Origin of the sequence: Arthrobacter sp. Helios, from assembly GCF_023167125.1 — a bacterium.
Lineage (GTDB): Bacteria > Actinomycetota > Actinomycetes > Actinomycetales > Micrococcaceae > Arthrobacter_B > Arthrobacter_B luteolus.
Genome location: NZ_CP095402.1, coordinates 1056309 through 1074676, shown reverse-complemented (window position 1 = coordinate 1074676; position 18368 = coordinate 1056309). Strand labels below are relative to the sequence as shown.

Genomic DNA, 18368 nt, shown 5'->3' with positions numbered 1-18368 from the left:
ACAACTCCATGGCCCGGCGCTCCGCCTCCGCACCCCCTCCCGGCGAACCCATCGCCGAAAACATCATCGACATCGATGTTTCCACCGAGATGGAGGAATCCTTCCTCGAGTACGCGTACTCGGTGATCTATTCCCGCGCCCTTCCCGATGCGCGCGACGGCCTCAAACCGGTGCAGCGCCGCATCCTGTACATGATGTCGGAAATGGGCCTGCGGCCGGACCGGGGCCACGTCAAGAGCGCCCGGGTTGTCGGCGAGGTCATGGGCAAGCTGCACCCCCACGGCGACTCGGCTATCTACGATGCGATGGTCCGCATGGCGCAGGACTGGGCACTGCGCCTGCCGCTGATCGACGGCCACGGCAACTTCGGCTCCCTTGATGATGGTCCGGCTGCTTCCCGTTACACGGAAGCCCGGCTGGCTGCCGCTGCGCTGACCCTCACCGACCACCTTGATGAAGACGTGGTCGACTTCGTCCCCAACTACGACAACCAGCTGCTGCAGCCGGAGGTTCTGCCGGCTGCGTTCCCGAACCTGCTGGTCAACGGCACCACGGGCATCGCTGTCGGCATGGCCACGAACATGGCGCCGCACAACCTTGGCGAAGTCATCGCCGCCACGCAGCATCTGATCAAACATCCGGGGGCATCGCTGGAGGACCTGATGCGGTTCGTTCCAGGACCGGATCTTCCCACGGGCGGCCGGATCGTGGGCCTGGACGGCATCCGGGATGCCTATGCCACCGGCCGCGGTTCGTTCAAGACCCGGGCCAAGGTCGAAGTGGAGCAGCTCAGCGCGCGCCGCACCGGCCTGGTCGTCACCGAACTGCCGTACATGGTGGGACCGGAAAAGGTCGTCGAGAAGATCAAGGACGCCGTCACCTCCAAGAAGCTGCAGGGCATTTCCGATGTGGTGGACCTGACGGACCGCATGAACGGCCTGCGCCTGGTGATCGAGCTGAAGAACGGGTTCAATCCCAAGGCCGTGCTGGCCCAGCTTTACCGCTACACCCCGATGGAGGATTCCTTCGGCATTAACAATGTGACCCTGGTGGATGGCCAGCCCCGGACCCTGGGCCTGGTGGAACTCCTTCAGGTCTACGTGGCGCACCGCCTGGGTGTGGTGCGCCGCCGCACCGCCTACCGGCTGGGACGCAAAAAGGACCGCCTGCACCTGGTCGAGGGCCTGCTGATCGCAATCGTCGACATTGACGAGGTCATCCAGGTAATCCGCAGCTCGGATGAGACGGCCGAAGCGCGGACCCGGCTGATGTCCATCTACGATCTCACCGAAATCCAGGCCAACCACATCCTGGAGCTGCGCCTGCGCCAGCTCACCAAGTACTCGCGGCTTGAACTGGAAAAAGAGCAGGAAGAGCTGCGGGCTGCGATCGGCGAGCTCCAGGCCATCCTGGACTCGGAGGAACGGCTCCGCGGACTCGTTTCCGATGAACTGGGCGAGGTGGCTGCCAAGTACGCCACCCCGCGCCGGACCGTCCTGCTCGAGTCGGAGGCCGTAGCACCCCTGGCTGCCGAAACCGCTGCCGTAAAGGCGGGCAAGGGCGCCAAGGCCGTCCTCCCGCTGCAGATCCCGGATGATCCCTGCTGGGTGCTCCTGTCCGCTTCCGGCCAGCTGGCGCGCACCTCCAACCAGGAGCCGCTGACGGAAGGCGGCCAGCGGACCCGGCACGATGTGTTCCGCTCCGTGGTGGCGACGACGGCGCGGGGTGAAATAGGCGCGGTGACCTCCTCCGGGCGGATGGTCAGGGTCCAGGTCATGGATATGCCTGCGCTTCCGCCTACGAACGGGCTGCCGAACCTGGCCGGCGGTGTTCCGGCGAAGGACTTCATGACCCTGACCAAGGGTGAGAAGCTGATCGGGCTGGTGCCGCTGAACGCCGTTCTGGCGCTGGGAACCCGCAACGGCGTGGTGAAGCGGATTAATCCCGACTATCCCTTGAACCGCGATGACTGGGAAGCCATCACGCTCAAGGCCGGCGACGAAGTAGTCGGTGCCGGGGTCGCCGCCCACGACGACGACCAGCTCGTTTTTGCCACCAGGGACGCACAGCTGCTGCGCTTCTCCGCTTCGCTGGTCCGGCCGCAGGGCAGGACCGCCGGCGGTGTGGCCGGAATGAAGCTGGCCAGCGGCGACGAGGTCATCTTCTTTGGTGTGGTGTCCGATTCTGACCCGGCCGCCGTCGTGGTAACCGTCGCCTCCGGTACTGAGACACTGCCCGGAACCCCGGGAGGGTCGGTCAAGGTCACCGATTTCGCCGAGTACCCGGCCAAGGGCCGCGCTACCGCCGGAGTCCGGGCTCACCGCTTCCTCAAGGGCGAAGACTCCCTGGTGGTGGCTTGGGCCGGCCACGGGCCTGCCAAGGCTGCTGCAGCGAACGGTGTGGCCCGGGCGCTGCCCACCGAACACGGACGGCGGGACGGTTCCGGCGTACCCCTGGCCAGCCCTGTGGACCACATCGGCCCCAGCCTCAGCCAGCCGGAATAACCGGGCAGACAGAGCAGCAGACCGCCTGCGCGGTTTCGGCCACGGACCGAAACCGCGCAGGCGGTTTTTTGCGTCTCGCTTACCTCTCTTTTCTACCTTTTTAGCCTCATTTTCAGCTCTTTTTTGCGTCCTTTTCCGCCTCTTCCGCCTCCCTGTCGTGTCTCTTTCGCCTCTCTTTTTGCCCCTCCGGCCACGCCGGGACACTGCCTCCCGCCACTTCCTCCGCCTCCACCGGGTACCCCATAGGGGTATTCAAGGTCACGATGCCATAACTCCGGCGCTTCCCAGTCAGGGCGCGGGATGTGAGCACCCTTACGGACAGTGCCGCGGCGGGAACCGTTCAAAATTACGCCGGTAGCGAACTGATCGTTGTTAGGGTTGCCAACGACCTCTCCGGGTCCCTGCCGCGCCGAATCCGGCCAGCGCAGGTTGCTGAGCACAGAACCAGAAACCCATGCGGGCTGGAATTTTCAGTGCCGGCATGCATGGAAAGGGAACGATATTGAGTGAGAACGACACCATCCGGGACGCCGTCCTGAAGGTGGAGAACGTCTACAAGGTCTTCGGCAAACGCCCCGCCGAAGCCGTCCGCACGCTCAGGGACGGGGCCACCCGGTCCGAGGTTGCGGGTTTGGGCACCGCAGCGGTCATCAACGCCTCCTTCGAGGTCAAGGCCGGCGAAATTTTCGTAGTGATGGGACTTTCCGGATCCGGGAAGTCCACCCTCCTGCGCACCCTCAACGGGCTTCAGCCTGCAACTGCGGGTTCGGTCATCATCCAGGGCACGGACCTGTCCACCATTTCCGACAAGGAGCTGCGTGCGGTACGCCAGCAGCAGGTCTCCATGGTCTTCCAGCACTTCGCTCTGTTTCCACACCGCACCGTCTTGGAGAACGCCGCCTACGGACTCGAAGTCCAGGGCATGCCCCGGGCCGAACGGCTGGAAGCCGCGGGCAAGGTGCTGGACCTCGTAGGCCTGGGCAGCTGGGGTCACCGTTACCCGTCCGAACTCTCCGGCGGAATGCAGCAGCGCGTCGGCCTGGCCCGCGCCCTGGCATCGGAAACCGGCATCCTGCTGATGGACGAAGCATTCTCCGCACTGGATCCCCTGATCCGCCGGGAAATGCAGGAACAGCTGGTCTCGCTGCAGCAGGACCTCGGAAAAACCATCATCTTCATCACCCACGACTTGAATGAGGCCATGTTCCTCGGCGACCGGATCGCGGTGATGAAGGACGGGGAGATCGTGCAGATCGGTACCCCGGATGACATCCTGAGCCACCCGGCCAACGATTACGTTGCCCAGTTCGTGCAGGATGTGGACCGCACCCGGGTGCTGACCGCCGCCAGCGTGATGGAACCGGCACGTTCCGTCGTGACGCTCTCCGGCGGGCCCCGCGGTGCCCTGCGCACCATGCGGGACCTGCAGACCTCTGCCGCGTTCGTCGTCGACCGCCGGCGCACCTTCCTGGGAACGGTCACCGACCGTGACGTGATGGCGCTGGTCGAACAGCGCAATCCCGATCTTGCTCCGGCCATCCGGCCCGGTACCCCCGTGGACGGCGAGACGGCGCTGGCGCAGCTGTTTGGCATGGCTGTGGAAAGTCCCGTTCCGCTGCCGGTCACCGATGCCGCAGGCCGGCTGGTGGGTGCCGTCCCCCGGGTCACACTGCTGGCAGCCCTGGGCAACGTCCCGTCCTCCACCACGGATATTCCGGTGGTGGACGCCCCGCCGCCTCCCCTGCCCGAAAACCTCGTGACCGCCACACTGGATTCCTCGGCCCCCGCAGGAGGCATCGCATGAACGGCTTCCGCATTCCCCTCGGTGGCTGGATTGAGGTGGCCCTGGACTGGGTCATTGATGTCTTCGGACCGCTTTTCGACGCCATCCGCACGGCTTTCCGCGGCGCATATGACGGCCTCGAATGGATCCTCCAGGCGCCCCCGTTCTGGGCGGTCCTGATTGTCCTGGCCGGACTGGCCTGGCTTTCGCGCGGCTGGAAGCTCGGGGCCGGGACCGCTGCCGGTTTCGTGCTGATTTACAGCGTGGACCAGTGGGAAAACGCCATGGAAACACTGGCCCTGGTACTCGTCGCGAGCGTCGTCGCCGTCCTCATCGGGATTCCGCTGGGCATCCTGGCGGCACGCTCCCGCGCGGCCTCCGCGGCGATCCGCCCGGTGCTCGACTTTATGCAGACCATGCCGGCAATGGTCTACCTCATCCCGGCACTGATCATCTTCCGGGTCGGTGTGGTCCCGGGCATCGTCGCGACGATCATTTTCGCCATGGCACCAGGTGTCCGCTTCACCGAACTGGGCATCCGCGGCGTCGACGCCGAAGTGGTCGAAGCCGGTGCGGCCTTCGGCTCCACACCGGGCCGCATCCTGCGGCAGATCCAGCTGCCCCTGGCCCTGCCCACCATCATGGCCGGCATTAACCAGGTCATCATGCTCTCCCTCTCCATGGTGGTTATCGCCGGCATGGTGGGCGCGGGCGGCCTGGGCCAGGACGTCGTCGCAAGCCTGACCCGGCTGGACCCGGCCCTCGGCTTCGAAGCCGGAATCGCCGTCGTCATCCTCGCCGTGTATCTGGACCGCCTGACCTCCAGCCTGGGCAGCCGGGCCCGCAGCCGCATCCCGGCTGCCGCCAGCGCCTCTTGACCTGACCTCAAACAGCCTGTGCACCCCTGCACAGCCGCGAAAGGAAAGAACCAATGAAGAACCTCGCTAAACTTGCCGCCGCAGTATCCGTAGCCGCGCTGGCGCTCACCGCCTGCGGCGCCGACGCCGACGCCAGCTCCGGACCGGAGAACGGAGACAAGAAAGACCTGACCATCGCCGTCTTCAACGGCTGGGACGAAGGCATTGCCGCCTCGGAGCTGTGGAAGGCCGTCCTGGAGGAAAAGGGCTACAACGTCGACCTCGAGTACGCGGACCCGGCACCGGTCTACGCGGGCCTGGCCAGCGGCGACTATGACCTCTCCCTGGATACCTGGCTCCCCATCACGCACGCCAGCTACCTGGAAAAGTACGGGGCGGACATGGTGGACCTCGGGGTCTGGAATGACGATGCCAAGCTGACGATCGCGGTCAATGAGGATGCACCCATCGACTCGCTCGAGGAACTGGCAGCCAACGCCGACCTCTTCAGCAACCGACTGGTAGGCATCGAGCCCGCCGCTGGCCTCACGGAGACGACCAGCAACGAAGTGATCCCCGGCTACGGGCTGGAATCCATGGAATACCTCACCTCCTCGACCCCGGCCATGCTCTCGGAGCTGAAGAGTGCCACGGCCAACGGTGAGAACATCGCCGTCACCCTGTGGCGCCCGCACTGGGCCTATGACGCCTTCCCGATCAAGGACCTTGCCGATCCGAAGGGCACGCTCGGAGACGCTGAGGGTATCCATTCCTTCGCAAGCAAGGACTTCGAAGCTGATTTCCCCGCCCTGGCCGGGTGGATCAAGGACTTCAGCATGGATTCCGAGACCCTGTTCTCCCTCGAGAACGCCATGTTCAACGGCGAAGACGGCGGCAAGGACTACTCCGCCGTGGTCAAAGCCTGGATGGAAGATAACCAGGAGTTCGTGGATTCCCTGACCCAGGACTGATTGGCTGGATTTACACCTGCGGCGCCCGCTCCCCTGCCTTCCAAGGGGGCGGGCGCCGCTGGCGTAAGGTGGGACGCGTGGGAAAGAAAGTACTGAGTACAGCCAGCGAGGACTACCTTAAGGTCATCTGGACCGCCCAGGAATGGACGGATGAGCCCGTCACCGTGTCCGCGCTCTCAGCCCATCTTGGATTTTCCGCGTCGTCCGTTTCGGAAGCCGTCAAGAAACTGGCTGCACAGGGATTCCTGACACACGCCCGCTACGGTTCTGTGGCCCTGACGCCGGAAGGCGAGCGAGCGGCAGTCAACATGGTCCGCAGGCATCGGCTGATCGAAACCTTCCTCGTGGAGTACCTGGGCTACGGCTGGGACGAAGTGCACGACGAAGCCGAAAACCTGGAACACGCGGTTTCCGACAAGATGGTCGACGCGCTGGCCCTCCGGTTGGGAAACCCGGTGCGTGACCCGCACGGCGACCCGATTCCGGCCCGTGACGGCAGCCTGCCTCCGCTGGAGGCAGCCCGGCTGAGCCAAAGTGAGACCGGCCGGCGCCTGCGGATCGCCCGGGTCTCGGATGACAGCCCGGAACTGCTGCGCTATCTGGGCGGCATGGGACTCGGACTGGATGCAGAACTCAGCATCGTGGAACGCCAGGCCTACGCGGGAACCCTCACCCTCGACCGCAGCGGCGACCGGGTGGAGCTCGGCCTGCCGGCAGCTGAGGCCATCTGGGTGGTTCCGGCCTAGTTCCGGGTGTTTCCCGGCGCCAGCAGCAGATCAGGTCAGCGGCAGGTCAGGCCGGCGCCAGATCAGGTCAGCGGCAGGTCGAAGGTAATCTGCCGGCTCACCGGGGTGTAGCCCAGCTGCTCATAAATACGCAGGGCTCCGGAGGGGTTCTCTGTGTCAACTCCGAGACCGGCGTGCTCCATCCCGGACTCCCGGAACCGGCGCATCGCTTCGGAGAGCATGGCCGGTGCAAGCCGCATCCCGCGCCAGTCCCGCAGGACCCCCAGCAGTTCGGTGTAACCCTCGGTGTAGCCGAAGATGTCCTTTGTCTCCGGGTCATAACTCGCCAGCTGGTAGGCGGTGATGCCGCCCGAGGACTTTTCCACCACAGCGAAGCTCCAGTCGGCGCGGAACTGCGGATGGGTGACCGTGAACTTCCAGTTCTCCGCGTCCCGTGGTTCGCTCCCCCAGTGGTCGAGGAAAGCCTCGTTGTGCGCCAGCCGGAACCGTTCAGAGAGCTCTTCCCGGAAGGTCACGAACTCCATGCCTTCCGGCAGTGGAACATCGGGCAGCTCCCCGGTCAGTGGTCGGGTCATCTCCGTGAAGTACCGGACCGCTTGGGCCCCGGCGGAGGAAAGCAGTGCCGCATGTGAGGCGTTGTTCTCTTCCGCGAAACTGCGCAGTACGGCGTCGCCCTTTTCCTTACCGGTGAGCCGGTTCCGGGCGCGGGACGCCTGCCAGCGGTAGACCGCGGTGCCGATCCCCCGACGGCGCCACTGTGGGTCCACCCCGCCGAATCCCAGGACCCGCCCGGAACCTGGGTTCGCGGTCACGGATCCGAAGGCCCGGATGGTCCCTTTGCTGTCATGGCCAAGGAGGGTGTCCAGCGCCGGGTCGTCGCTGGGCCGGGCGAGGATATGTTCCAGGTCGGCCCGGTCCTCCACCCAGCCGGGCTTGTCCGTCTCTGCCATCCGGCGGATCAGCGCGTGCCAGCCATCCAGGTCCTCCGGCGTGATGGGACGCCAGATCAACCCGGTCTGCGGCCCAGGGCGCTCCACGTTTTCCGGGACAGTCATGCGCCCTAGCGTACGGCAAGAGGCCGTCCGGCTGAACCCAGTTCGAGCTGCCGGCCGCACCATGCTGCATCAGCGGGGTTGTGCGTCACCACCACCACGGACTTGCCGTTGAGTCCGTGCCGCAGGTCTGCCATCAGCTGTTGTCCGGCGGCCGGGTCCAGATGGGCGGTCGGCTCGTCCAGGAGTACGACGTCGGCTTCCGTCAGCAGTGCCCGGGCCACGGCGAGCCGCTGGCGCTGGCCGCCGGAGAGGAAATGGCCTCCGTTACCGATCCTGGTGTCCATTCCGTCTTCCAGCCCGGCAAGCAGCTGCCCCAGGCCAACGGCCTCCAGTACTTCCAACATCTCGGCCGTGGAGGGAGCCTTCGTCCGGTCCCTGGCCAGCAGGAGGTTCCCACGCAGGGTCGAGTCGAAGAGGTGGGCTTCCTGCGGACACCAGGCCATACCGCGGGCCTCGCGCGGAAATTCCGAGGCCGGTTTTCCATCGATCAGGAAGGTGCCCTGCTGGGGTTCCAGGAAGCCCAGCAGCACGCCAAGCAGCGTGGATTTCCCGCTGCCGGATTCGCCGGTGACTGCCAGCCAGTCGCCGGGCTGCAGGTTGAGGTCCACACCCTCGAGCACATCGGAGGCGGCACCCGGATAGCGGTAATGGATGCCTCGCAGTTCCAAGGCGCCGGGCTTTGTGGGCACTGTCCGGAGTCCGGTGCCGGGCTCGCCGACCTCAGCGGGCGGTCCGGCCTCCGGGGCAGTTCCGGAGTAAACCTCGCTGGAACCAAGATCCGGAAGGACCTTGTCGCCGAGGATCCGCCAGGCACCGAGTTGCTGGATCGAAGCGTTTACCGCAGCAAAGCATTCAAGCAGTGCCAGCTGCATCAGGACGATCACCGCGGCGACCGTAGCAGGCGCGCCCTGGGCGAGGGTCATGATCCACAGTGCGGCTCCGGCGCAGGCAAGGGCTGTGACTGCATTGGCGAGGCCCTGCGCCCAGGCGCTGCGGCGGACGGCCCGGGCGGCAGCGGAATCGTAGCTTCGCTGCCTGGCAACCACCGGCCCTGAGCTGCTGTTGCCTTCCAGATCCGGCGCCGCAGCCAGCAGCTTGGTCATGCCGGCCATGGCCCTGGACTGCAGGGTCACAGTCCGGGCACGGGCGGAGGAATCCGCCCAGTGAGCCAGCAGGGGTGAGACCACCAGTCCGATCAGGCAGAGGCCAATCTGCACCCAGATGGCTTCGGGAACCAGGATCCAGGTCGCAGCGCAGGCCGCCACCGCTGTCACAAAGCCAGTGAGTGGTGCGAACACCACCCGGGGAGCAATATCACGCAGTTCATCGACGTCGCCCACCAGCCGTTCCAGCGCTCCGCCGCCGCGGGACAGCCGGCGCCACCCCTCCGGGCGGTTCAGGAGGCCGTTCCAAAGCCGGATGCGGATGGAGTTGGTCGCCCGGAAAACGGCGTCGTGCAGGTGAAGGCGTTCGCGGTAGCGCAGGACGGCGCGTCCGATTCCGAAGAACCGCACACCAACGATCGCGGTCAGCAGGTAAAGGATGGGCGGCTGCTCGGAGGCTCTGACGATGAGCCACCCGGACAGGGCGCTCAGCGCGACGGCGAAGATGGTGGCGCCGGTGCCGTACGCGAGTGCCTGCAGGAACTGGGGGCTCCAGGGACGCAGGATGAGCAGGTTCTTCCAGAGCGGCTGGTGCTTCGTGCCCTGAGCGTCGCCGGTCCCCGGGCTGGCCACGGTGTCAGCCGGCTCCTGGCGTACGGCCGCGGGGGCAGCCACCCCAGCGGGCTGCGGAAGGGTGGCCGCTGGGTTCACGCTGCCGGCGACGGGGATGACGGTGTCGGCAATGGCTGCCGTTTCCGGATCATGGGCGACCAGCAGGACCGTGCAGTCTCCCCGCAGGCGGGTCAGGGCGGCACGGACAGCGGCGGCGCTGCGGGAGTCAAGGTGTGCGGTGGGCTCGTCGGCCAGCAGGACCCGGACGCCGGAGCCGTTCTGGATGCGGGCTATCGCCCGGGCCACGGCGACCCGGCGCTGTTCGCCGGGGCTCAGGTCCCCGGACTGCGCGTCCAGCAGGTGCAGTGCTCCGATCTCAGCCAGTGCCCGGCTCGCGGCCCGGCGCCGGTCCCGGGGATCGGACAGTCCGGAGTACAGTCCGATTTCTGCTTCCACCGTGTCCTCGACGAGCACGGGGTGCTGCGGTATCCAAGCGGTTTCAGCACGGCCGATCCCCTCGACCTGCCCGGTAATTTCCGTGCCCGAGCCGCTGCGGCGCAGGCCGGCCAGGATTTCCAGGACCGTGGTTTTTCCACTGCCGCTGGGTCCGGTCAGGGCGGCGATGCTGCCCTGGGGCACCGTGAGGTCCAGATCCTGAAGCACGGGTTCAGCACGTCCCGGGTAGCGGACGGTGAGTCCCCGGACGTTTAGCCCGGGGCCGGCGGCGTTCCCCGCCGCGGCCGCGGGCGGGGTCAGCGGTTTGGTTTCGGGAACGTCCAGAACGGCGTTGGTCCGCTTCAGGGCTTCCAGCCCGTCTTCGCTGGCGTGATGCGCGGTCCCGAGATCGCGCAGCGGCTGGTAGCACTCGGGCGCCAGGATCAGTGCCAGCAGTCCCATTTCAAGCGGCATGTCCCCGTGGACCAGGCGGACGCCGATGAAAACGGCCACCACGGCTACGGAGATGGTGGCAATGAGTTCCAGTGCCAGGGAAGACAGGAAGGCGACCCGCAGGGTCTCCAGTGTGGTTTTGCGGTACCGGTCTGCGACGTCGCGGAGCGCGCGGGTCTGGGCGTTGGCGCGGCCCAGACCCACGAGCACCGGCAGACCCTTGGCCAGTTCCAGCATGTTGTCGGAGAGACGGTTCAAGGCGTCGATTGCCTTGGCGGTCTTATCCCCGGTGTGCAGGCCGATCAGCACCATAAAAACAGGTACCAGCGGAACGGTCAGCACAATGACGACGGCGCTGATCCAGTCGGCGGCCAGGATGCGTGCGCCCACCAGCAGCGGCACCACGGCGCAGGTAACCAGCGCCGGCAGATACTTGGCGTAGTAGTTGTCCAGTCCGTCCAGGCCGCGGGTCAGGAGCACGCTGAGCGCACCGCTGCCCATCCCGGGAACCGTTCCGCCGTCGTCCAGCACCCGGTCGGTGAGCCGGCTGCGCAGTTCGTCCTTCACACCGGCGGCCGCCCGCTGGGCCACCGTTTCCTGCGCCCACATGGCCAGGGAGCGCAGCAGCGCACCGGACACACCGGTCGCCGCGACATAGCCCCAGTCCGGGCCGCCGGCAGCCAGCCCGGCAATGCCAGCGGCGATGCCGGTGGCGAGCAAGACCAGTCCCACGGCTTTCACAGCTGCGAGCAGGCCCAGCAGGTAAAGGGCCCGGCGGCTGGTGGCGCTGACGGGAAGGACGGGTTTCACTGGGCGTTGATCCGGTGGACCGCGGGAATGGAGTCCGCCGAGACTCGCTTGCGGAACACCCAGTAGGTCCAGCCCTGGTAGAGAAGCACGATCGGCAGGCCGAACAAGGAGACCCAGCTCATGACCTGGAGGGTGTAGGGGCTGGACGATGCGTTCTCCACGGTCAGGTTCCAGGCCGAGTCGAGCGTGGACGGCAGCACCACCGGATACATGGCGGCGAAGATCGATACGGCTCCTGCCAGCAGGAACAGACCGAGGAAGGTGAAGGTCAGGCCTTCCTTCTCAAGCTGCGCCATGCGCCAGGCGATGAGGACTGCCAGGACCGCGACGGCCAGCGGAATCATCGAGAGGAAGTCGCCGCTCAGCAGCTGCACACCGATTGCCCAGGCTGCCAGGGGCAGGATGCCCAGGGGCAGCCAGCGGACCAGGGCGCGCCGGGCACGGACCCGGATTTCGCCGTCGGTCTTGAGCATCAGGAAGGCGCAGGCATGAATCAGGCTGAAGCCGACGACGGCGAGGCCGCCCAGCACGGCCCACGGCGTGAGCCAGGCGAAGGCTCCGCCCACCCGGTCACCATTCTCATTCAGCGGCAGGCCGGTGGAGGTCAGGGCCAGTGCTGCACCGACGCCGAAGGCGCTGACCAGAGAGCCCAGGGACATTGCCCAGTCCCAGCCGCCGCGCCAGCGGTCCGAATCCCGCTTGCCGCGGTATTCGATGGACACGGCACGGAAGATCAGGCCGAGCAGCACCAGGACCAGCGGGACGTAGAGCGCGGAGAACAGGGCTGCGTACCAGAAGGGGAAGGCCGCGAACGTCATGGCGCCGACGGTGATCAGCCACACTTCGTTACCGTCCCAGACGGGTCCAATGGTGTTCAGCAGGACCCGGCGTTCTCGTTCATTGCGGGCAAAGAGCTTCATGAGCATCCCCACGCCCAGGTCGAAGCCTTCGAGGAAGAGGTAGCCGACCCACAGGAAGGCGATAACGATGAACCAGATTGTTGGAAGCGTCATTTTCTGTCTCCGGTGGCGCTAGTAGGCGAAATCAAGGACGTCATCGGACTTCCGTCCGCCCGGTTTGTCCGGAGTGTCCTCAGAGTCCGGACCGTCGCCGGAGCCGCCGGCATGGACCAGCTCAGGCATCGCTGAGGGCACACCGCCCCGCACGTATTTGAAGAGCAGCCGCACCTCCACGACCAGCAGCGCCAGGTAGACCACCGTGAAGGAGATGACGGAGAACAGTAGTTCGGCACGGCTCACGCCCGGTGAGACGGCGGCAGCGGTGAACATAAATACGTTGTCGATGCCGCTGAAGCTGGGGTTGGGCACAACGACGAACGGCTGGCGGCCCATTTCGGTGAAGATCCAGCCGGCACTGTTGGCGCCGAAGGGTGCAAGGATTCCGAACACGGCCAGGCGCATCAGCCACTTGGACTGCGGAACGGTTCCCTTGCGGGTGACCCAGAGGGCGACGGCGGCGGCCGCAGCCGCGATGGCACCGAAGCCGATCATGATCCGGAATCCCCAGTACGTCACGGCCATCACGGGGAGGTAGTTAATTTCAGCCCCGGCCTGCTCGCCGTACATCGGATCATCCGGCAGATGGGTGCCGTACTTCTCCTGGTACTCCGGGATCAGGGTGTTGACGCCGTCCACGGGAGTGTCGAAGTCTCCGTTGGCCAGGAAGGACAGCAGGCCCGGGACCTCGATCAGGGTCTTGACGTCTTCGCAGTTCTTCGCGCCGACGTCACCGACGGACAGGACGGAGAACGCTGTTCCGTTGTGGCAGGCGGCTTCAGCTGCAGCCATCTTCATGGGCTGCTGCTCGAACATCAGCTTGCCCTGCAGATCACCGGTGATCGCCGTGCCGGCAAACGCGACGACGGCGACGGCGGCACCAACCCGGAGGGCTTTGATCCAGACCGCATGGTCCGTCTTGTCGCGTCCGATGGCAGCGTTCTCGCCAACGACAACGCGGCCGTTCTCATCGACAGTGTCGATTCCGTCGCGGCGCCGCTTCCACAGGTGGTACCAGGAGATGCCCAGCAGGAACCCGCCGGCGACTGCGAAGGCACCGGTAATGGTGTGCGGGAAGGCGACCAGCAGCGTGTTGTTGGTCAGGACTGCCCAGATGTCAGTCATCACGGCGCGGCCGTCGACCAGTTCAACACCAACCGGGTGCTGCATCCAGGAGTTGGCCGCGAGGATGAAGTACGCGGACAGGGCGGAGGCACCGGTGGCCAGCCAGATCGTGGCCAGGTGCAGCTTCTTGGGCAGTCTTTGCCAGCCAAAGATCCACAGCCCCAGGAACACCGATTCGGTGAAGAAGGCCAGCAGCGACTCAAGCGCCAGCGGGGCCCCGAAGACGTCGCCGACAAAGCGGCTGTACTCGCTCCAGGCCATGCCGAACTGGAATTCCTGCACCAGGCCGGTGGCCACACCCATGATGAAGTTGATCAGGAAGAGTTTTCCCCAGAACTTGGTGAGGCGGAGGTACTCCTCCTTGCCGGTGCGGACCCAGGCGGTCTGCAGCGAGGCCACCACCAGGCCCAGGCCGATGGTCAGCGGAACCATCAGGAAGTGATAAACGGTCGTGATACCGAATTGCCAGCGGGCAATCTCCAGTGCTTCCACGCGAGGATTCCTTCAGTTGAGGCAAGTTCTACAAGACGTAGAACAGTGTTCTTCTACAGATCGTAGAACACTTCGGAGACTTATTTCTACAAGACGTAGAGACTAGTCCTGAAAAACGGTATTGTTAACCCTCTCGTCACAACTATCTGGGGCTGGCCTCGATGGACATCCAGCCCGGGGACACCCCCGGCCGGAACCAAGGACGGACCCAACGAAGAAGGAACGGAACATGGCGACTCTCGGAGAGCTTGAGCGGGCAATGATGGACTTGCTGTGGGAGTCCCCCGAAGCAGCCACCGCGAATGAACTGCGGGAACAGCTCGCACAGAATGATGCCGGCCGCGCCGAAGCCAAGGGCCTCGCCGTCACCACGGTGCTGACCGTTCTGTCCCGGCTCGAGAAAAAGGGCCTGGTGGCCCGCGAACGGGACATCCGGCCGCACCGCTACCGCGCTGTGACGTCGCGCGCGGAGCACACTGCCGAACTCATGCACGAGGTGCTGGGGTCCGCGAACGACCGTGAGGCCGTCCTGGCCCGGTTTGTCGGCTCCGTTTCCGCCACCGAAGCCCAGACTCTGCGCAAGCTGCTGGAAGGCGCCTAGTCCGGCCGGACAGCGCGCCATATGTTCTGGGCCTCTTATTTCCTCGCCGGGCTGGCGATCATCCTCGCCTGGCCCGTGCCCGTAGTGCTTTCCCGCGCCAAATGGCCGGCGCGCTCCCCCTTCACCGCCATGGTGCTGTGGCAGGCGATCGCCCTTGCGGGCGGACTCTCCATGATCGGCGCGATGCTGACCTGGGGTCTTGAACCCATTGGCGACAATCTGGCGCAGGGCATCGCCGCACTCTGGGACATCCTGGTCCAGCGCCGGCCGGCCGAGACGCTGGGCCTGGTCCATGTTTTCGCCATCAGCGCGGCCCTGCTGCTCTCAGCCCACCTCGTCTTCACGCTGCTGCTGACGTTTTACCGGATCCAGACCGCCCGGCGGCGTCACCGGGACATGCTCAACCTGCTCAGTTCTCCTTCGCTGGACAAACCAGCAACCCTGGTTATCCCGCATCCGTCACCGGTGGCGTACTGCCTGCCGGGTGGTGCGCAGTCCGTGACGGTGCTGTCCGACGGGCTGATGGACATGCTCACCGAGTCGGAACTGTCCGCCGTGATGACGCATGAAAAGGCGCATCTGAGCCAGCGTCACCACCTGCTGCTGTGGGCGTTTGCCGCGTGGCGGGCTGCGCTTCCCTGGCTTCCGACGTCCCAGCTGGCACAGCGGTCCGTCAACGAGCTGATCGAGATGCTCGCCGACGACGAAGCCCTGAAGAAGGTGGACCGGCAGACCCTCATCCGGGCCGTGGCCATCGTGGGATCGGGGTCCGGGTCAGAGTCCGCAGCCGGCGTCCCGGCTTCCGGCACCGCTGCGGTCAGCGGCGGCGGCAGCGCTGACGCCGGCGTCGGTATCGCCGGAAGGCTGAGCCGGCTGCTCACGCCGCAGCCTCCGCTGCCGCAGTGGGTCAGTGTGCTGATCCAGGCGTGTTCCGTGCTGCTCCTGGCGGTCCCTACCGTGCTCCTGTTTGCGCCCGGCCTGATTCACTGAGCCGGCCCCCTGGCTGAACCGGCTCCCTTCCCGGGGCGGCCCTAGGAAACCCTAGGCGTCGATCCGGTCCCGGTCCAGCAGGGCGGCACCTGCGATGATGAAGTCCTTGCGGGGGGCTACGTCGCTGCCCATCAGCAGTTCAAACGTGGCTTCGTCCACGTGCTGATTAGCTTCGGCTGCCTCGCTGAGGCGGATCCGGCGCAGCGTGCGGTGCCGCGGGTCCATGGTGGTTTCAGCCAGCTGGTCGGCGTCCATTTCACCCAGGCCCTTGTAGCGCTGGATGGGTTCCTTGTAGCGCTTGCCTTCCTTCTCCAGCCGGGACAGCAGCTGGTGCAGCTCTTTTTCGCTGTAGGTGTAGACCATCTCATTGGCCTTTGAACCGGAGTTGATTACCTCCACCCGGTGCAGCGGCGGGACGGCGGCATACACCCGGCCATCCTCTACCAGGGGCCGCATGTAGCGGAAGAACAGGGTAAGGAGCAGGGTGCGGATGTGCGCGCCGTCGACGTCGGCGTCGGTCATGAAAATCACCTTGCCGTAGCGGCGCGCATCGAGCTGGAAACTGCGTCCCGAGCCCGCGCCGACGACCTGGATCAAGGCAGCGCATTCGGCGTTGGACAGCATGTCCGCCACGGAGGCCTTCTGCACGTTGAGGATCTTGCCGCGGATCGGCAGCAGCGCCTGGTAATCCGAGGAGCGGGCCATCTTGGCTGTACCCAGCGCCGAGTCACCTTCCACGATGAACAGTTCCGAACGCTCCGGGTCATCGATGCGGCAGTCGGCCAGCTTGACCGGCATGGAGGACGTCTCCAGCGCGTTCTTGCGGCGCTGGGTCTCCTTGTGCACGCGGGCGGAGATGCGGGACTTCATTTCCGAGACGACTTTTTCCAGCAGCTGGGCTGCCTGGGCCTTGTCTCCGCGGGCCGTGGAATTCAGCCGGGCAGTGATTTCCTTCTCGACGACTTTGGCCACGATGGCCCGGACGGCGGAGGTCCCGAGGATCTCCTTGGTCTGGCCTTCAAACTGGGGTTCGGCCAGCCGGACGGTGAGAACTGCGGTGAGGCCCGCGAAAACGTCGTCTTTCTCGATCTTGTCGCTGCCCGCCTTGAGCTTGCGTACGTTGGCTTCGATCACCTTGCGGAAGGTCTTGAGGACCGCCTGCTCGAAGCCGGCCTGGTGCGTGCCGCCCTTGGGCGTGGCAATGATGTTAACGAAGCTGCGCACGTTGGTTTCGTAGCCAATCCCCCAGCGCAGGGCAATGTCCACCTCGCAGTCGCGTTCCAGTTCGGTAATCTGACTGTGCCCCCGCTCGTCGAGGACCGGAACGGATTCCTTGAACTTGCCGGTGCCGTGCAGCCGCCAGATGTCCGTGACCGGTGCATCCGCAGCGAGGAAGTCGACAAACTCGGAGATGCCGCCGTCGTGGTGGAAAACCTCTTCGACGGGGCCATCCTCCCCCGGAGTGCCGGGCAGCCGGCGTTCGTCGCGCAGCGTGATGCGCAGGCCGGGCACCAGGAAGGATGTCTGGCGGGCGCGCGCTTCGAGCTCCGGGTAGGAGAATTTTGCGTCGGGGGTGAAGATCTGCCGGTCGGCCCAGTACCGGATGCGGGTGCCGGTTACCCCGCGCTTGGCTTTCCCGACCACTTCCAGTTTGGAGCTCTCAAGGAAGGGCGTGAATTTTGCGTCCGGGGACGGCTTGGACCCGGTGTCGGCGAAAACGCCCGGCTCTCCGCGGCGGAAGGTCATCTGGTAGGTCTTGCCTGCCCGGTCCACCTGGACATCAAGCCGGGAGGAGAGTGCATTGACAACTGATGCGCCGACGCCGTGCAGGCCGCCGGAGGCTGCGTAGGATCCGCCGCCGAATTTGCCGCCGGCGTGCAGCTTGGTGAACACGACCTCGACGCCGGAGAGGCCGGTCTTTGGCTCGATGTCCACCGGGATGCCGCGGCCGTCGTCGTGGATTTCCACGGAGTTATCCGCGTGCAGGATGATCCGGATGCTCTGGCCGTGGCCGGCGAGGGCCTCATCCACCGAGTTGTCGATGATCTCCCAAAGGCAGTGCATCAGACCGCGGGAGTCGGTGGAGCCGATGTACATGCCGGGCCGTTTGCGCACGGCTTCCAGGCCCTCGAGCACGGAAAGGTGTCGGGCGTTGTACTCAGTATCCAGGGGAACCACGTGTGCTGAACTCCTCGGGCCGGGGCGCGGCCTGTTGTACGGCGGATAGCCTTGACGGCTTGGGAACCGGCGGAAACCGGCCTCTCTCTAGGTTAATGCCCGGCGGTGACTCCGCCCGCCAGCGACTCAGCCGCCGGGGCTTTTCCCGGTGATGTCCGCGTCACTACGGCCGGGCCCGAAGGGCAGGTTTCCTACGCGCAGAGCGAAAGACACGCCCTGATGGAAAGGCTTGCCGCGCAAAGGTGGTTATATGAAGTATCAACACCCTTAAGGAGGCACTCATGACAGCAGCAGTTGCTACCCGTCATCTCAACACGCTGGACCGCTGTGACCGCTGCGGTGCACAGGCGTATGTTCGTGCGGTACTCGAATCCTCCGGTGGGGAACTTCTCTTCTGCGCTCATCATGCCCGTGCGGTGGAGGCCAATCTTCGGCCTCTGACGTCCGAGTGGCAGGATGAAAGCGCACGGCTGCACCAGAAGGCCGGCGTTTCGGAAGAGTAATTCCACACCGGCATTTCCAGACTTGACGAAGGCCCCTCCCGGCGGGAGGGGCCTTCGTTTTTGCCCGGATACTCCCGGATACTTCAGTGCCCCGGCTCAAGAGTGTCCCGCAGCAGCTGCTGCGGGACACTCTT

At 65.6% G+C, this 18368-nt stretch carries 13 protein-coding genes; 8 read left to right on the top strand and 5 right to left on the bottom strand.

What is annotated here, in order from left to right; translation table 11 throughout:
• Positions 1-8 precede the first annotated feature (8 nt).
• The 5 genes from ArtHe_RS04680 (at position 9) to ArtHe_RS04660 (ending at position 6861) form a co-directional block, all read left to right on the top strand.
• The gene (locus ArtHe_RS04680; RefSeq protein ID WP_248318972.1) at positions 9-2504 is read left to right on the top strand and encodes a DNA topoisomerase IV subunit A; all 2496 of its coding nucleotides are present in this window, start codon (positions 9-11) and stop codon (positions 2502-2504) included.
• A 502-nt stretch (positions 2505-3006) separates the two neighbouring features.
• Positions 3007-4308: a glycine betaine/L-proline ABC transporter ATP-binding protein gene (locus ArtHe_RS04675; protein WP_248318971.1), complete on the top strand. Its 1302-nt coding sequence runs from the start codon at positions 3007-3009 to the stop codon at positions 4306-4308.
• Positions 4305-5165, top strand: coding sequence for an ABC transporter permease subunit (locus ArtHe_RS04670; protein ID WP_248318970.1), 861 nt, complete (start codon positions 4305-4307; stop codon positions 5163-5165). The genes ArtHe_RS04675 and ArtHe_RS04670 overlap by 4 nt, the downstream gene beginning before the upstream one ends.
• A 53-nt stretch (positions 5166-5218) precedes the next feature.
• Positions 5219-6115 carry a glycine betaine ABC transporter substrate-binding protein gene (locus tag ArtHe_RS04665; protein ID WP_066301173.1) on the top strand — a complete coding sequence of 299 codons (897 nt, stop codon included), beginning with the start codon at positions 5219-5221 and terminating at the stop codon, positions 6113-6115.
• Positions 6116-6192: 77 nt separating this feature from the next.
• Positions 6193-6861: a metal-dependent transcriptional regulator gene (locus ArtHe_RS04660; protein WP_248318969.1), complete on the top strand. Its 669-nt coding sequence runs from the start codon at positions 6193-6195 to the stop codon at positions 6859-6861.
• Between the two features lie 62 nt (positions 6862-6923).
• Here the strand turns inward: ArtHe_RS04660 and ArtHe_RS04655 are convergent, their stop codons facing one another.
• The 4 genes from ArtHe_RS04655 to ArtHe_RS04640 are packed head-to-tail and all read right to left on the bottom strand — an operon-like array spanning position 6924 to position 13962.
• Positions 6924-7916 (bottom strand): GNAT family N-acetyltransferase, encoded by a 993-nt coding sequence (locus ArtHe_RS04655; RefSeq protein WP_248318968.1) that lies wholly within the window; start codon positions 7914-7916, stop codon positions 6924-6926.
• Positions 7917-7921: 5 nt separating this feature from the next.
• Positions 7922-11329, bottom strand: a complete 3408-nt coding sequence (cydD, locus tag ArtHe_RS04650; protein ID WP_248318967.1) for a thiol reductant ABC exporter subunit CydD — start codon at positions 11327-11329, stop codon at positions 7922-7924.
• Positions 11326-12342, bottom strand: coding sequence for a cytochrome d ubiquinol oxidase subunit II (cydB, locus tag ArtHe_RS04645; RefSeq protein ID WP_248318966.1), 1017 nt, complete (start codon positions 12340-12342; stop codon positions 11326-11328). The genes cydD and cydB overlap by 4 nt, the downstream gene beginning before the upstream one ends.
• Positions 12343-12360: 18 nt before the next feature.
• Complete coding sequence (locus tag ArtHe_RS04640; RefSeq protein ID WP_248318965.1) at positions 12361-13962, bottom strand: cytochrome ubiquinol oxidase subunit I; 1602 nt, start codon at positions 13960-13962, stop codon at positions 12361-12363.
• A 229-nt stretch (positions 13963-14191) separates the two neighbouring features.
• Here ArtHe_RS04640 and ArtHe_RS04635 point away from each other — a divergent pair, with 229 nt between their 5' ends.
• The gene (locus ArtHe_RS04635) at positions 14192-14563 is read left to right on the top strand and encodes a BlaI/MecI/CopY family transcriptional regulator (RefSeq protein ID WP_066301185.1); all 372 of its coding nucleotides are present in this window, start codon (positions 14192-14194) and stop codon (positions 14561-14563) included.
• Between the two features lie 21 nt (positions 14564-14584).
• Complete coding sequence (locus tag ArtHe_RS04630; protein WP_066301187.1) at positions 14585-15553, top strand: M56 family metallopeptidase; 969 nt, start codon at positions 14585-14587, stop codon at positions 15551-15553.
• Positions 15554-15604: 51 nt separating this feature from the next.
• On the opposite strand, the gene ArtHe_RS04625 is transcribed toward ArtHe_RS04630, so the two are convergent.
• Complete coding sequence (locus ArtHe_RS04625) at positions 15605-17731, bottom strand: DNA topoisomerase IV subunit B (RefSeq protein ID WP_248318964.1); 2127 nt, start codon at positions 17729-17731, stop codon at positions 15605-15607.
• Positions 17732-18012: 281 nt separating this feature from the next.
• Between ArtHe_RS04625 and ArtHe_RS04620 the strand changes: the two genes are divergently transcribed.
• Positions 18013-18234, top strand: coding sequence for a hypothetical protein (locus ArtHe_RS04620; protein WP_066301192.1), 222 nt, complete (start codon positions 18013-18015; stop codon positions 18232-18234).
• Positions 18235-18368: the final 134 nt, after the last annotated feature.

What these genes read in the sequence shown, in the direction of transcription:
- ArtHe_RS04680 (WP_248318972.1), top strand. Translation starts at nt 9, where the DNA reads ATGGCCCGGCGCTCCGCCTCCGCACCCCCTCCCGGCGAACCCATCGCC.
- ArtHe_RS04670 (WP_248318970.1), top strand. Translation starts at nt 4,305, where the DNA reads ATGAACGGCTTCCGCATTCCCCTCGGTGGCTGGATTGAGGTGGCCCTG.
- ArtHe_RS04665 (WP_066301173.1), top strand. Translation starts at nt 5,219, where the DNA reads ATGAAGAACCTCGCTAAACTTGCCGCCGCAGTATCCGTAGCCGCGCTG.
- ArtHe_RS04655 (WP_248318968.1), bottom strand. Translation starts at nt 7,916, where the DNA reads ATGACTGTCCCGGAAAACGTGGAGCGCCCTGGGCCGCAGACCGGGTTG.
- cydB (WP_248318966.1), bottom strand. Translation starts at nt 12,342, where the DNA reads ATGACGCTTCCAACAATCTGGTTCATCGTTATCGCCTTCCTGTGGGTC.
- ArtHe_RS04635 (WP_066301185.1), top strand. Translation starts at nt 14,192, where the DNA reads ATGGCGACTCTCGGAGAGCTTGAGCGGGCAATGATGGACTTGCTGTGG.
- ArtHe_RS04630 (WP_066301187.1), top strand. Translation starts at nt 14,585, where the DNA reads ATGTTCTGGGCCTCTTATTTCCTCGCCGGGCTGGCGATCATCCTCGCC.
- ArtHe_RS04620 (WP_066301192.1), top strand. Translation starts at nt 18,013, where the DNA reads ATGACAGCAGCAGTTGCTACCCGTCATCTCAACACGCTGGACCGCTGT.